This is a genomic window from Streptomyces nogalater, from assembly GCF_039532885.1.
Taxonomy (GTDB): domain Bacteria; phylum Actinomycetota; class Actinomycetes; order Streptomycetales; family Streptomycetaceae; genus Streptomyces; species Streptomyces nogalater.
This window is the reverse complement of sequence record NZ_BAAASM010000044.1, coordinates 23,848-36,567: the sequence shown is the minus strand read 5'-3', so window position 1 is coordinate 36,567 and position 12,720 is coordinate 23,848. Positions and strand designations below refer to the sequence as shown.

The 12,720-nt window shown below is 72.7% G+C and carries 11 protein-coding genes and 2 pseudogenes; 6 read left to right on the top strand and 7 right to left on the bottom strand.

Annotated features, from left to right (window positions below; genetic code table 11):
- Positions 1 to 40: 40 nt before the first annotated feature.
- Complete coding sequence (locus ABD350_RS27665) at positions 41 to 721, top strand: pyridoxamine 5'-phosphate oxidase family protein (protein ID WP_344351306.1); 681 nt, start codon at positions 41 to 43, stop codon at positions 719 to 721.
- Between the two features lie 46 nt (positions 722 to 767).
- Here the strand turns inward: ABD350_RS27665 and ABD350_RS27660 are convergent, their stop codons facing one another.
- The 4 genes and pseudogenes from ABD350_RS27660 to ABD350_RS27645 form a co-directional block, all read right to left on the bottom strand.
- Positions 768 to 1,715, bottom strand: coding sequence for an EamA family transporter (locus tag ABD350_RS27660; RefSeq protein ID WP_344351304.1), 948 nt, complete (start codon positions 1,713 to 1,715; stop codon positions 768 to 770).
- A 192-nt stretch (positions 1,716 to 1,907) separates the two neighbouring features.
- On the bottom strand, positions 1,908 to 2,912 hold the full coding sequence (locus tag ABD350_RS27655; protein ID WP_344351302.1) for an EamA family transporter: 1,005 nt from the start codon (positions 2,910 to 2,912) through the stop codon (positions 1,908 to 1,910).
- A gap of 46 nt (positions 2,913 to 2,958) precedes the next feature.
- The gene (locus ABD350_RS27650; RefSeq protein ID WP_382466918.1) at positions 2,959 to 3,666 is read right to left on the bottom strand and encodes a Clp protease N-terminal domain-containing protein; all 708 of its coding nucleotides are present in this window, start codon (positions 3,664 to 3,666) and stop codon (positions 2,959 to 2,961) included.
- A gap of 302 nt (positions 3,667 to 3,968) precedes the next feature.
- A pseudogene (locus ABD350_RS27645) lies at positions 3,969 to 4,189 on the bottom strand (PadR family transcriptional regulator); the annotation flags it as partial.
- Between the two features lie 104 nt (positions 4,190 to 4,293).
- Here ABD350_RS27645 and ABD350_RS27640 point away from each other — a divergent pair.
- The 3 genes from ABD350_RS27640 (at position 4,294) to ABD350_RS27630 (ending at position 6,556) form a co-directional block, all read left to right on the top strand.
- Positions 4,294 to 4,683, top strand: coding sequence for a VOC family protein (locus ABD350_RS27640; protein WP_344351297.1), 390 nt, complete (start codon positions 4,294 to 4,296; stop codon positions 4,681 to 4,683).
- Between the two features lie 121 nt (positions 4,684 to 4,804).
- Entirely contained in the window at positions 4,805 to 5,227 is a 423-nt protein-coding gene (locus ABD350_RS27635) for a DUF6193 family natural product biosynthesis protein (protein ID WP_344351295.1), read from the top strand.
- 516 nt (positions 5,228 to 5,743) lie between these two features.
- Positions 5,744 to 6,556, top strand: a complete 813-nt coding sequence (locus tag ABD350_RS27630; RefSeq protein WP_344351292.1) for a PhzF family phenazine biosynthesis protein — start codon at positions 5,744 to 5,746, stop codon at positions 6,554 to 6,556.
- Positions 6,557 to 6,581: 25 nt separating this feature from the next.
- On the opposite strand, the gene ABD350_RS27625 is transcribed toward ABD350_RS27630, so the two are convergent.
- On the bottom strand, positions 6,582 to 7,403 hold the full coding sequence (locus tag ABD350_RS27625; RefSeq protein WP_382466919.1) for a CPBP family intramembrane glutamic endopeptidase: 822 nt from the start codon (positions 7,401 to 7,403) through the stop codon (positions 6,582 to 6,584).
- Between the two features lie 379 nt (positions 7,404 to 7,782).
- Between ABD350_RS27625 and ABD350_RS27620 the strand changes: the two genes are divergently transcribed.
- Together ABD350_RS27620 and ABD350_RS27615 are read left to right on the top strand one after the other, a co-directional pair.
- On the top strand, positions 7,783 to 9,117 hold the full coding sequence (locus ABD350_RS27620) for a sensor histidine kinase (protein WP_382466920.1): 1,335 nt from the start codon (positions 7,783 to 7,785) through the stop codon (positions 9,115 to 9,117).
- Between the two features lie 7 nt (positions 9,118 to 9,124).
- Positions 9,125 to 9,805: a response regulator gene (locus tag ABD350_RS27615; protein WP_344351288.1), complete on the top strand. Its 681-nt coding sequence runs from the start codon at positions 9,125 to 9,127 to the stop codon at positions 9,803 to 9,805.
- Here the strand turns inward: ABD350_RS27615 and ABD350_RS38035 are convergent.
- Positions 9,752 to 10,486, bottom strand: a pseudogene (locus ABD350_RS38035) (phosphatase PAP2 family protein); the annotation flags it as partial. The gene ABD350_RS27615 and the pseudogene ABD350_RS38035 sit on opposite strands and share 54 nt — an antisense overlap.
- Positions 10,487 to 10,663: 177 nt before the next feature.
- A complete protein-coding gene (locus ABD350_RS27605) occupies positions 10,664 to 12,181 on the bottom strand; it encodes a glutamate-cysteine ligase family protein (protein WP_344351285.1) in 1,518 nt (505 codons plus the stop codon).
- Positions 12,182 to 12,720 lie beyond the last annotated feature (539 nt).

Below are 12,720 nucleotides of genomic sequence, written 5' to 3'. Positions count from 1 at the left end.
ATTATGCACTAGTGCAATAGAGATCGCCATGGAGGGGACCATGCAGGGCACCACCGAGGAATCGCGGCCCGCCGCCTACGCGCCGACCGACCGGACCGTCCCGACGCGCTCCGCGCAGCGGGCGTCGTACGACAAGGAACTGGTGCACGCGATCCTGGACGAGGGGTACGTCTGCCACCTCGGCTTCGTCCGGGACGGCGCCCCCGTGGTGCTGCCGACGCTGTACGGCCGGGTCGGCGAGCGGCTCTACGTCCACGGCTCGACCGGCTCCCGGCCGCTGCGGATGACCGGCCAGGCCGACCCGGGCCTGCCGGTGTGCCTGACGGTCACCCACGTCGACGGGCTGGTGCTGGCCCGTTCCGCCTTCCACCACTCGATCAACTACCGCTCGGTCGTGGTCCACGGCATCGCGCACGAGGTCACCGACCCCGAGGAGCGGCGGCTGGCCCTCGACGCGCTGGTCGACCACGTCGTACCGGGCCGGGCCGCCGACTCCCGGCCCGCGAGCAAGAAGGAGCTGGCCGCCACCGCGGTGATCCGCCTGGACCTGGAGGAGGTCTCCGCCAAGGTCCGCACCGGCGGCGCCAACGACGAGCCCGAGGACCTCGCCCTGCCGCACTGGGCCGGCGTCGTCCCGCTGCGCAAGGGCTACGAGACCCCGGTTCCCAACGGCGACCTGGCCCCCGGCATCGGGCTGCCGGACTACCTGGCGGCGCGGTAACGGCCACGGCCCGCCCCCGGGCCGGCGTTTCGGGGGCGGCCGCCGGTCACACCGCGGTCGGCTCCGGGCGGCCGGACCCGCGGGCCTCGCTCACGGCCAGGCCCGCCACGGCGCCGAGCATCAGCAGGGTGCCGGCCGCCGTGGCCGCCGAGAGCCGCTCGCCGAGCAGCAGGACGGCGAGTACGGCCGCGGTCACCGGCTCCAGCAGCATGATCACGGAGACGGTGGCGGACCGGACGACCGCGGCTCCCGCGAAGTAGAAGGCGTACGCGAGGGCGGTGGGCACGGCGGCGATGTACAGCAGCAGGCACAGCAGCCGGGCCGGGTGGGCGGTGTGCGGGAGCAGGCCCTCGTGGACGGCGAACGGCAGCAGGCACAGGCTGGTCACGGCGAAGGCCCCCACCGTGGTGCCGGCGCTGTCCGCGCCGCCGTCCCTGCCCCACCAGCGGGTGAGCAGGGTCATGGCGCCGTAGGCCGCCGCCGAGGCCACGGCGAGCAGCACCCCCGACGGCCGGACGGTCGCGGCCGAACCGCCCAGGGTGAGCACGGCCAACCCGGCGAGCGCGCCCGCGACGGCCGCGCCCCCGCCCGCGCCCAGCCGCTCGCCGAGCAGCAGCCGGGCGCCGAGCGCTATCAGCACGGGACCCGCGCCGAGGGCCACGACGGTGGCCACGGCCAACCCGGTCGACGCCACCGCCGCGAAGTACGCGGTCTGGAACACGGCGAGGGCGACCCCGGTGGCCAGGACCCTCCTGATCGCACGGCGCGACGGCCGGGCCGCGGCCGTGCGGCGGGCGCGCGGGCGCAGCAGGCGGCCGGCCAGCAGGAAGACGAGCCCCAGCGCACAGCGCCAGAAGGAGAGGGCGAAGGCGCCCAGGTCGCTGGTGCGGTAGACCAGCGAGCCGGCGGCGCCCGCGGTGCCCCAGGCGGCACCGGTGACGATCAGGTAGAGCAGGCCACGCCCGACGGGCAGGCCGGAGGAAGTGTTCGACAACAGAATCTCTCCGCAGAAACGCGCAGGACAGCGCGGAAGGTCGAAGGCGTCCCGTCTCGGCGGGACGCGCTGACTTCATCTGCGGGCAGCACCGTCCGGCCCGGCGCGTGCGCGTCGGGCGGGTGACCCGGAGGCCCGCCTCAGGCGGCCGGGGGCGGAAGGACGAGTGCGTTCTGCTGCATGATCGGGACTCTAGGCGGCGGTGCCCCGCGCGGACAACTCCCTTTCCGCGCCGTCGGCGGCGACCGGCTCGGGGGTGCCCTTGCCGGGGCCGGCGGACTGGGCGATGAACGCGCCGACCAGGACGACCGCGCCACCGGCGACCTGCGGCAGGGAGAGGTGCTCGCCGAGCAGCACCCAGGCCAGCACGGTCGCGATGACCGCCTCCAGGCAGGCGACGACCCCGGCGACCTGCGGCGACAGCCGGCGCACGGAGAGCACCCCGGTGACGTACGCGATCACCGTGGCGACGAGCACGATCCAGGCGAGCAGGGCGGCGGCCGGTACGGCGGTGCCGTTCAGGTCGGTGGATCCGGCCAGCACCGACCAGTCCATGCTCCAGGGGCGGGCCACCACGGTCAGTACGGCGGTGCCCACGAGCAGCCCGTAGGCGATGACACCGAGCGGGTCGGGTGCGGTCGCCCCCGCGTCGCTGCCCTGGTCGGCCAGGACGAAGTAGCCGACCTGGCAGCAGGCGGCGCCGAGGGCGAGCAGCAGGCCGAGCGCGTCGAAGCTCAGCCCGGACCAGACCTCCACCACACAGGCGAGGCCGCCGGCCGCGAGGACCACACCGAGCGCGGCGGCCCGGGTGACGGGCCGCCGCTGCACGAACCGCACCCAGCCCAGCACCAGGGCGGGCGCCAGGTACTCGACGAGCAGGGCGACGCCGACCGGGATGCGGGACAGCGCGGCGAAGTAGCAGGCCTGAACGCCGGCGACGGCGAGCAGTCCGAAGCCGGCGAGCAGCGCGGGCCGGCGGCGCGGCAGGGCACGGTGCCGCACGGCGAGGGGCAGCATCACCAGGGCGGCGCCCGCCACCCGCAGCCACACCACGTGCAGCGGGTCCAGGCCCGCCTCGATCAGCGGCTTCGCGGCCACGCCGGACCCGCCGAAGGCCAGCGCGGAGGCGAGCGCGAGGCCGAGCCCGGCGCCCTTGCCGGGACTGTCCTGACTGCTCACAGACGTATGCACCGGCACATGATGGCAGGCGCCGACAGGAGCGTCACCCCTGTTGACACCTGTCTCAGCTGGTGGACGATTCGGGCCGCCGGCCGTCCGCCCGGCCGTCGCCGGCGCGTGCCCCGGCCCCGGCCTCGATCCGCGCGATCAGGTCGCGCGCCGCGATGCCGGCGCGTTCGAGCACCTCCACGGCCCGGGACCCCGGGTCGGCGGCGAAAGCCGCGAGCAGATCGGTACCGGCGACGCGGCGGGCGTCCCGGCGCCGGGCACGGGTACGGGCGTCGGCGAGCGCGGCGGCAGCGGCGGGCGACCAGCGGTCGGCGTCCCTGCCCGTGACGGCGGCACCCCTGCCCGTGACGGCGGCGTCCTTGCCTATGGCGTCGGTGTCCTTGCCGGTTGCGGCGGCGTCCCGGCCCGTGGTGGCGGCGGACGGCTGCCCGGGTCGGTCGGCGGGAGCGGCTACGACGGGGAGCGCGCCGGAGTCCTCGACGCCGGTCTGCCAGCGCAGTCCGTAGCCGATGCTGCGCTGCACGAGGTAACCGAGGAGCCGGGCGAGCCGCCGCGGTTCGCCCACGGCGGCGCGGGCCTGCGGGTCGTGCTCCAGCAGGGCGTGGAGGAGATGGGCGGTGTCGGTCTGCCGGTCCCCGTCCCGGACGGCCCTCCTGCGGGCACCGGCGACCACCGCCGCCAGCTCCGCGTCGAGCCCGGCAGCTCCGTCCTGGTGCGGAACCGCTCGGTCGGGGGCGGTCCGGTGGGCTGTACGGGATTGCACATCCCCTACCTCATCAGCCCCAAGGGGACGGGGCATCCGCGACAGGAACCATTTGCGCGTCCCACGCGGAGTGGACATCACCGGCCCGGATTTCATCCTTACGGAGGAGATCCAGCCGATATGACGCGAACCGCGCGCGCCGCCTTGCCGTCCGCGTGCCACCGCCGGAGCAGGGCCGACGGTTCCTCACCACGGAACGCTCACGCGTTCCCGGACCGCCAGGCCGGCCGGCGTACGGGCCTCAGTGCTCGTCGGCCAGGATCAGATACAGCTTCTTGCGGGCGTCGTTGATGACGGTCAGCCATGGGCCGCCCCTTGAGCAGGGCCAGGAGCGAGGCGCGCACATCACCGCGCCGCGCCCGCCCCCGCGGACCGCCCCGCCCACGCGCCCCCCCGGGACCGGCCCGAACCCGGGCCCACCGGGACCGAACCCCGGCCCGAACGGCCCGAAGGCACCCCGCCGCCCCTCGAAACCGCCCACACCCCACCGGCCGGAACCTATGCCAACCCCCTCGGGGGCCAGGTGACATGACCTGTCTCAACGAAGTCCGACCGGTCTCACTGAAGATCGACCACGGGCAGGTTCATCTGACCGAGCGGCCCCGTGAGCACTGAGAGGATCAGGGGATGGCGGACTCACCTATGCAGATCAATGCCCTCATCATCGATGCCACCGACCCTGAGCGGCTTGCCGCGTTCTGGTCCGAGCTGCTGGGCCGGCCAGTCGTGGGCCGCATGGGACCCTATGTATGGCTGCGGCGCGAGAACGGCCTGGGCCTGGGCTTCCAGCGAAGCGACAAGCCCAAGTCCGTGAAGAACCGTATGCACTTCGATGTCACCTCACCCCACCCGTCCGCGGAGCAGCAGCGTGTCGAGGCGCTCGGCGGGCGCCGGCTGGAGGAGTACGACGCCGGAGGGTTCCTGGTGATGGCGGATCCCGAGGGCAATGAGTTCTGCATCATCCCCGAAGGCCCCTTCGAACTCGATGACGAGGGACGCGCGGACTACCTCACCTGACCGGCCTGCCCGTCCGAGCCGGAAGGCCGTCGACTCCCCCGCCAGTGCCTCGTCGCCGCACGCCCGTACAGCTGCCGCCACGGCCGCGCCCTCACAGATTCCACCAGGAATGATGGGCGCCATGCATACGACGCCCTCGGGCCAGGCTCGGGTCGAAGCGGGCTGGCAGAAGGTCCGCGACGACGGGCGGGTCCGTGCCGAGCTGCTCGAAGTCGCCTACGCCGAACCCCGCCTGCGCCGGCTGTTCCCGTGGACCGGCATGGGAGAGCTGCACTTCAGCCGGTGCACGGAGTGGCCGTGGACCTGGGACATCCCCTACATCCAGCCTGCGGCGGACGGCGGCTACCGGGTCTCCGGCCCCCGGCGCAGCGAGCACGTCGGGCCGGCCGCGACGGCACGGGAGGCCATCGCGATGGTGGTCGAGCGCCTCCCTCCCGGCTGCGGACCCGCCTTCTTTGGAACCTCGGAAGAACTCGCGGCCCACGAAGCCACGACCGGGCCCGTGCTCGCCGGTACCCAGGACACCTGCGACGGTGGGGACTGAGCCGTTCCGCTGCCGGGACCGGCACCCCGACCACGGGACAGGGCCGGCACCTTGCCCAGACGGCCACGCGGACGCCCCGGCTCCGTGGCCCGGCACCGGAGGAGCCTCGCCGTCCGGCCTCCGACGGGCACGTGTACCCGTGGACGCTGTGCCACAGCCACCGCGTGCGGACGGCGCCGGGCCCCGGGCCGGCGCCGGACCTTCACACCTCACCCGCACCCTCACCCGCATCCGTACCCGCGGCCCGCACCGGCGGCCCGCCGCGTACCGGTCTTCGCCGGCGGCCGGGCGGGCGACGTGCGGGCGACGGCCGGTGGAGGCCGACGGCCGGCCGCCGCCGGAGTCGGCGGCGGCCACACGGGCCGAAGACGCCGGTCTCTCGGTCACGTCGGCCGGGTACGACGGCCCGTTGGACGCGCCGGCCGCGCACACCGCCGCGCGACGGCCGGGAAACCGGTCCACCGCTCGTGAAGCGGCCTTGGCCCCGGCGCCGTGGCAGCCGCTAGCGTCGGCACCATGCACCTTCGAATCGTGGACGCCTTCACCGTCCGCCCGTTCACCGGCAACCCCGCCGGAGTCATCCTCCTGGACGACGTCTTCCCGGACGACGACCGGCTCCAGAACGTCGCCATGGAGGTGAACCACACGGAGACGGCGTTCGCGCACCCGCTGCCCGAGGGCGGTGACACGGACTGGGCGCTGCGCTGGTTCACGCCCGTCACCGAGGTCGCCATGTGCGGGCACGCCACCCTCGCCACGGCCCACGTCCTGCACACCACCGGCGCCCACGAGGGACCGGTGCGGTTCGCCACCCGCAGTGGCGTGCTGATCGCCACGCCCGCCGCGGACGGCTCGCTCACCCTCGACTTCCCGACCGCCCCGCTCACCCCGGCCGAACTGCCGGCCGGGGTCGCCGAGGCGCTCGGCACTCAGCCGCTCGCCGCCTTCGACACCGGGCCCGACGTCGGCGACCTGCTGGTGGAACTGGCCGACGAGAAGACCGTCCGCGGCCTCTCCCCCGATCACAAGGCCCTCGGCGCCTACTCCGCGCGCGGCATCATCGCCACGGCCCGCGCCGAGGACCCCGCCCGCGGCTACGACTACGTCTCCCGCTGCTTCTTCCCGAACATCGGCATCGACGAGGACCCGGTGACCGGCAGCGCCCACACCGCGCTCGCCCCGTACTGGTCGCCCCGGCTCGGCCGTGACGATCTCACCGGGTTCCAGGCCTCCCGCCGTACCGGACTGGTCCGTACCGGTCTGCGCGGTGCGCGTACGCTGCTCACCGGCCACGCGGTGACGGTCATCGAGGGCGACCTGCGCGCCTGAGGGGGCTCGCCGGCGGCCCGCGCGGTCAGGCCGTCGGCAGCCAGCCCACCTTGCCCGCGAGGAGGGCGTAGCCGACGAACGCCCCGATGTCGAGCAGGGAGTGCGCGACGACCAGCGGGCCGACGCGTCCCCAGCGGCGGTACAGCCAGACGAACACCACGCCCATGGCCATGTTGCCGAGGAAGCCGCCGATGCCCTGGTAGAGGTGGTAGGAGCCGCGCAGCACCGCGCCGGCCAGCAGGGCGGCGCCCGGGCTCCAGCCCGACTGGCCCAGCCTGCGCAGCAGATAGCCGACGACGATGACCTCTTCGAGGACCGCGTTCTGCACCGCGGACAGGATCAGTACCGGGTACTTCCACCACACGTCCGGCAGTGCCTCGGGTACGACGGTGAGGTTGAAGCCGAGGCCGCGGGCGGCCAGGTAGAACGCGATGCCGGTGCTGCCGATCACCGCCGCGACCCCGGCGCCCCGGGCCAGGTCGGTCCAGGGGCGGGTGCGGTCGAAGCCGAGGACGCGCAGGCTCGTGCCCTCGCGCAGCAGCAGGTGGGCGACGAGGGCCACGGGGACCAGCGCGGTGGCGATGCCGAAGAGCTGCCAGGCCAGGTCCAGCCAGGGGCGGCCCGGGGCGGCGGAGGCGTTGAGGGTGGCCGCCTGGTCCTTGAGGCCGCCGGGCTTGGTGACCGAGCCGATGAAGCTGATCAGCGCGGACACCCCGCTCGCCCCGAGGGAGAGCGCCAGCACGAGCAGCGTCTCGTCCCGCAGCGTCCGCCGCGGGTCGCGTGCCCGCGCCGGGGAATCGGCCACCGCGTCAGCTTCCACCCGCACTCCCGCCTCCAGTCGGCTCATGGACCCCTGGCCCATCTTCGCCTGGCAAGGATCGCAGAAGCGCACCCCGGCCCCGTACACCGGCCCGCACCACCGCCGACGGCCGTCCCCCCGCCGCGCCCGGCACCACACGCCCCGGCGGCGCCCCGGCGCCCGCCAAGCACCGGGACCTCACCGACCGCAAGTACGGGGATGATGTGGCGCCCAGTGCCCGCCGGTCACCGGCGCTGATTGGACTTTCGGCAGTGGTCGGACGGCGCCCGATGTCCGTACCGTCACCTCCGTGGACAGCACAGTGATCAACCATGAGGCTGCGACCGGAACCGCTGTTTTACGGCGGGCACTTGATCCTGGACCCGTCCTCACGGCGGCTACCGCGGTGGCCGCCGGTCTGAGCGTGATGAACCTGTGGTGGGCTGTCCCGACTGCCATCGCCGCGTTCCTGGCAGGACGACGGCCTGGACGGACGGCGCCGACAGCGCTCGCCCTGGTCGCGATTCTCGCGGCCGGTGTGGTGGCCTTGTCCGTCGTTCCTGCTTGGCTCCCCCTGGCCGGCCGCTTTGTGACAGTGGTGGTCGCGGCCACGATGCTGCCTTGGTTCGTCGGCCGGTTCTGGTGCCAGTATCAGCAGCTTGTCCGGGCCGGGTGGGAGCGCGCCGATCAGCTGCAACGCGAGCAGCAGCTGATCGCCGGTCAGGCCCGGCTGCGCGAGCGGGCACGTATCGCCCAGGACATGCACGACGTACTCGGCCACGACCTCAGCCTGATCGCCCTGTCGGCCGGCGCACTCAAACTCGCGCCGGGTCTTGAGGAACACCACCAAAGGGCCGCAGGGGACATCCGGGCCAGAGCCGCGGCCGCGGTGGAGCGTCTCGGCGAGGTGATCGGTGTCCTGCGGGAGGAGAGCGATACAACGCCGATGGCCGACGACGACTCCAGCCTCACGGGACTCACCTCCGAGGCTTCCGCGGCCGGCCTCACGGTGGAGTTGCGCATCGACGGCGAGGCGGACGACGTGCCGCCCGTGGTCAGACGGGCGGCTCACCGGGTCGTGCAGGAAGCGCTGACCAACGTCGTCAAGCACGCGTCCGGCGCGACCGCGACCGTCCACGTGAGGCATACGGCAACAGAAACACGAGTCGTCGTGGAGAACGGCCCGCCGTCGTCTGCGGCCACCCAGCGGCCCCGGTCTCGAAGCGGAGGGCATGGCCTCATCGGTCTCGAGGAACGTGTGCGGCTGACCGGCGGTTCGTTCACCCACGGCCCGCGCGACGGAGGCTACGCGGTCGTCGCGCGCATCCCGCACACGCCCTCGCCGCCGCCACCGCCGCTCTCGCCCTCGGCCTCTCGCGGTGACGAGTTGCCGCAGGAACATCGCCGCGCTCGGCGCCGGGCCGGCCGGGCCCTGGTCGCCGCGGTCATGGTGCCCCTCGTGACGGGAGCTTTGCTGAGCGGAGCCCTCACGGGCTGGGAGATGCTGTCGGCGTCACAGTCGGTCCTGGACCCACGCGACTATGCCCGCCTGCATGTGGGGCAAGATCGTTCCGAGGTGGAGCGTTTCCTGCCGGACCGGCAGACGAACCATCGACCGCTGACTGCCGAGCCGACGGGAGACGGCACAACGTGCGCGTACTACGCGATGACGGCCGACCGGTTCGACGACCGGTCCGGCGACGCCTACCAGCTCTGTTTCCGGAAGGACACCCTGGTGTCCCTGGACACGATCACCCCGTGAGCGCTCGATGATCCGGGTCCTGATCGCCGACGATGAGCCGATGATCCGCGCGGGGGTACGCGCCATTCTTGCCACGGATCCGGATATCGAAGTCGTCGCCGAGGCCGTCGACGGGCACGACGCCGTGGAACTGGTCCAACGCCATCGTCCCTCGGTGGCCGTACTCGACATCCGTATGCCGGGAATCAACGGCATCGACGCCGCCGCCGAAATCCGCAGCACCGTGCCGTCCACGGGCATCATCATGCTGACGACCTTCGGCGAGGACGACTACATCCTCCAGGCGCTCGGCGGTGGTGCGGCGGGCTTCCTGATCAAGTCGGGCGAACCCGAGGAACTGATCACCGGAGTGCGTGCGGTGGCCGAAGGCGCCGCTTACCTGTCACCGAAAGTCGCGGCCCGGGTCATCGCGCACCTCGCCGCGACGGGCGCGGGCACCCTGGCCGGCCGGCGCTCCGCCGCCCGCCACCGGGTCGCCGCCCTCACCGCCCGGGAAAGAGAGGTACTGGCCTTTCTCGGCAGCGGCCTGTCCAACGGGCAGATCGCCCGGCGGCTCCATGTGGTGGAGGGAACGGTCAAAGCCCACGTGAGTTCCATCCTGGCGAGGCTGGGCGTCGACAACCGGGCCGCTGCCGCGGTGGTGGCCCACGAGGCCGGGATCATTCCGCCTCAGCCTTCCCAGCCGTGATACCGCCACCTGGGCAAGGGGCAGGAACGCGAGCAGCACCGCCGCCACGATGGTGCCGCCGAGCGTCGCGCCGGCGAGCACATCGTGCGGGTAATGCACCCCCACCAGCACACGCAGCAGCGCGGCTGCCCCGGCCGGTGGCAGGGTGAGCGCGGCGAGGCGGGGCCGCAGCACGGCGAGACCGACGGCCAGGCCGGCGGCCAGGGTGGCGTGGTTGCTCGGGAACGACCAGTCCCCCGCTCCGGGGCATTCCGCGACGGATTCGGCGCCCGCGCGTAACGCACGGCAAGGACGTTCCTCGTCCACGACGAGCTTCACCGCTTCGCTCACCGCATAGGCCGCGACGGTGCCGAGTCCGGTCAGGACGCAGCCGGCAACCTCCCGTGTGTTTTTCCGGCGGATTGCCGTCCACCCCATCCAGACCAGCAGCATTCCGAGGAACACCAAAGTGCCCTCGGTGGCCACTTCCAGGAGAGGGCCCAGCCACGACGGTGCATCCGCCACCGCACCGGCCACCGACCGGTACGCGGACGCCGAAGTTCCACCCGTGACCTCGACAGCACCAGCCTCGCCCAGCCCGCCGGGGGACAGCCAAGTGACGACTCCCGCTCCCACGCCCAGGACGGCCGACGCGCCGAACAGCCGACCGGCTCGTACTTTCCTTCGCGGTTCTCGTTCCATGAGGCCCGAACGTAGAAGCGGGAGCAGCCGGGAACCCGAGCCGAACGGCAACGCCGGGCCTTGACGATCGTCAGGGTTGACTACGGGCACCCTCGTTCCGCGTCACCGCCGCGGCCTCCTGCCCGATCGCCGCATCCCCGACGACGGCCGTTCGCTTCGTGCCACGGCGCTCCGCCCTCACCCCAGCGGTACCGGCTCCGGCAGGCCCACCGGCCAGGTGTGGACCGGTTCCCCGCCGTGCATCAGCTCGGCGTACCGGCGTGTCGTCGCCGCCAGGGCCGCCTCGCGGGACAGACCCCGTTCCAGTGCCCGGTGGAAGGTGGCCGCCTGCCAGGACGCCCCGTTGACCCGGCGTCGGCAGCGCTCCTCGATCACGCCCAGGTAGAGGTCCCGGTCGGCGGCCTCCACGCCCCACGCGTCCAGCCCGGCCGCGGCGAGCGGCAGCAGCTCGTCGCGGACCAGCGTCACCGCGTCGACCTCGCCCGTGCCGCCGTACCGACCGCGCCGGGGCCAGACGAAGCGCGCGTCGATCCCGTGCCGGCACGCCGCGTCGAAGTTCGCCTCGGCCGCGGCGAACGGCAGCCGCGTCCACACCGGCCGGGGCTCCTCGGCGAGCGCGCGGACGAGGCCGTAGTAGAAGGCCGCGTTGGCGATGACGTCGGTGATGGTCGGCCCGGCGGGCAGCACCCGGTTCTCCACGCGCAGATGCGGAAGGCCGTCCGCGATGCCGTACACCGGCCGGTTCCAGCGGTAGATCGTGCCGTTGTGCAGCACGAGTTCGCCGAGCCGGGGCACCCCGCCGGCCTCGATGACCTCCAGCGGCTCCTCGTCGTCGCAGATCGGCAGCAGCGCCGGGAAGTAGCGCAGGTTCTCCTCGAACAGGTCGTACGCGGAGGAGATCCACCGCTCGCCGAACCAGGTCCGCGGCCGCACCCCCTGGGTCTGCAGCTCGGGCGGCCGGGTGTCGGTGGACTGCAGGAACAGCGGGGGCCGGGACTCGCGCCACAGCTCGCGCCCGAAGAGGAACGGCGAGTTGGCACCTACGGCTATCTGGGCGGCGCTCGCCACCTGGGCCGCGTTCCACACGTCCGCGAACCGGTCCGGGGTGACCTGGAGGTGCAGCTGCACGGAGGTGCACGCCGCCTCGGGCACGATCGACTTGGACGTGCAGACGAGGTGCTCCACGCCGTCGATGTCGAGCCGGAAGTCCTCGCCGCGCGCGGCGACGATCTGGTCGTTGAGGAGGGTGTAGCGGTCCACCTCGGAGAGGTTGGAGGAGACCAGGTCGTCCCGGTCGAGGGTGGGCAGGATGCCGATCATGACGATGCCCGCGTCCACCTCGCCGGCCTTGCGGTCGGCGTAGGCGAGCGAGGTGCGCAGTTCCTCGGCGAGCCGGTCGAATACCCGCCCGCCCAGCCGGTGTGGCGCTATGTTCACTTCCAGGTTGAACATGGCGAGTTCTGTTTGGAAATCACGGCTCGCGATACGCTCCAACACCTGACCGTTCAACATTTTCGGCATGCCGTCGGGCCCCGCGAGATTCAGCTCTATCTCGACCCCCATGAGATTCTTCGGGCGGTCGAATCGCTTCTCCCGCAGCAAACGCTCCAGTCCCGTAAGACACTTCTGGAGCTTTTCGCGATAGCGCTGGCGATCGGACAGGTCGAACTGCCCCGCCACGACCTTCTCCCCCATCGAAGTGTCCCTCCTCGGATGGGCGGGCCGGCGCTCCGGCCGCCGGGCTCCCTGATGCAGGTGGGATGATGCCCAGCCGAAGCGATCGATAACGTCCCATGCCGGCCCGCCGCCCATTACTCTGTCGGAATGTTCCCGGCGGCACATTCACGAGGCATGCCGCAGGGTGCACCCTCGGGTGCCCCGTACGCCTCGTGAAAAACGCCGACGACATCCGGCCGACCGCTACCGGTGCGTAATACGAGGTCAGCGGTGAGCGACCGGCCCGGAAATCGGGATGAGTTCGGCAAATCGACGGCCTAATTCAACCTTGCCCCGGGAACCGGAATCGGATAGCCGAAACATCGGCCGAACAAACGTCGTATAAACTTCGTGCGCACGGCAGAGGTGGCACCCTCGGTCCTGGTTTCCGAGGCATTCCCGCCGTCCCGGTCGACGGGCGGCGGGCCCAGCCACACCCTCGTTCACGCCCGACCCGGGCTCCCACCTCTCCGGCCTTCCGTGAGCAGACAGCGCCGTCCGCCCCACCCCCTCCTCGC

Bases quoted from the DNA above. Each gene is read 5' to 3' on its own strand.
- ABD350_RS27665 (WP_344351306.1), top strand. From the start codon at position 41: ATGCAGGGCACCACCGAGGAATCGCGGCCCGCCGCCTACGCGCCGACC.
- ABD350_RS27640 (WP_344351297.1), top strand. From the start codon at position 4,294: ATGGCGGACTCACCTATGCAGATCAATGCCCTCATCATCGATGCCACC.
- ABD350_RS27635 (WP_344351295.1), top strand. From the start codon at position 4,805: ATGCATACGACGCCCTCGGGCCAGGCTCGGGTCGAAGCGGGCTGGCAG.
- ABD350_RS27630 (WP_344351292.1), top strand. From the start codon at position 5,744: ATGCACCTTCGAATCGTGGACGCCTTCACCGTCCGCCCGTTCACCGGC.
- ABD350_RS27625 (WP_382466919.1), bottom strand. From the start codon at position 7,403: ATGAGCCGACTGGAGGCGGGAGTGCGGGTGGAAGCTGACGCGGTGGCC.
- ABD350_RS27620 (WP_382466920.1), top strand. From the start codon at position 7,783: ATGAACCTGTGGTGGGCTGTCCCGACTGCCATCGCCGCGTTCCTGGCA.
- ABD350_RS27615 (WP_344351288.1), top strand. From the start codon at position 9,125: ATGATCCGGGTCCTGATCGCCGACGATGAGCCGATGATCCGCGCGGGG.
- ABD350_RS27605 (WP_344351285.1), bottom strand. From the start codon at position 12,181: ATGGGGGAGAAGGTCGTGGCGGGGCAGTTCGACCTGTCCGATCGCCAG.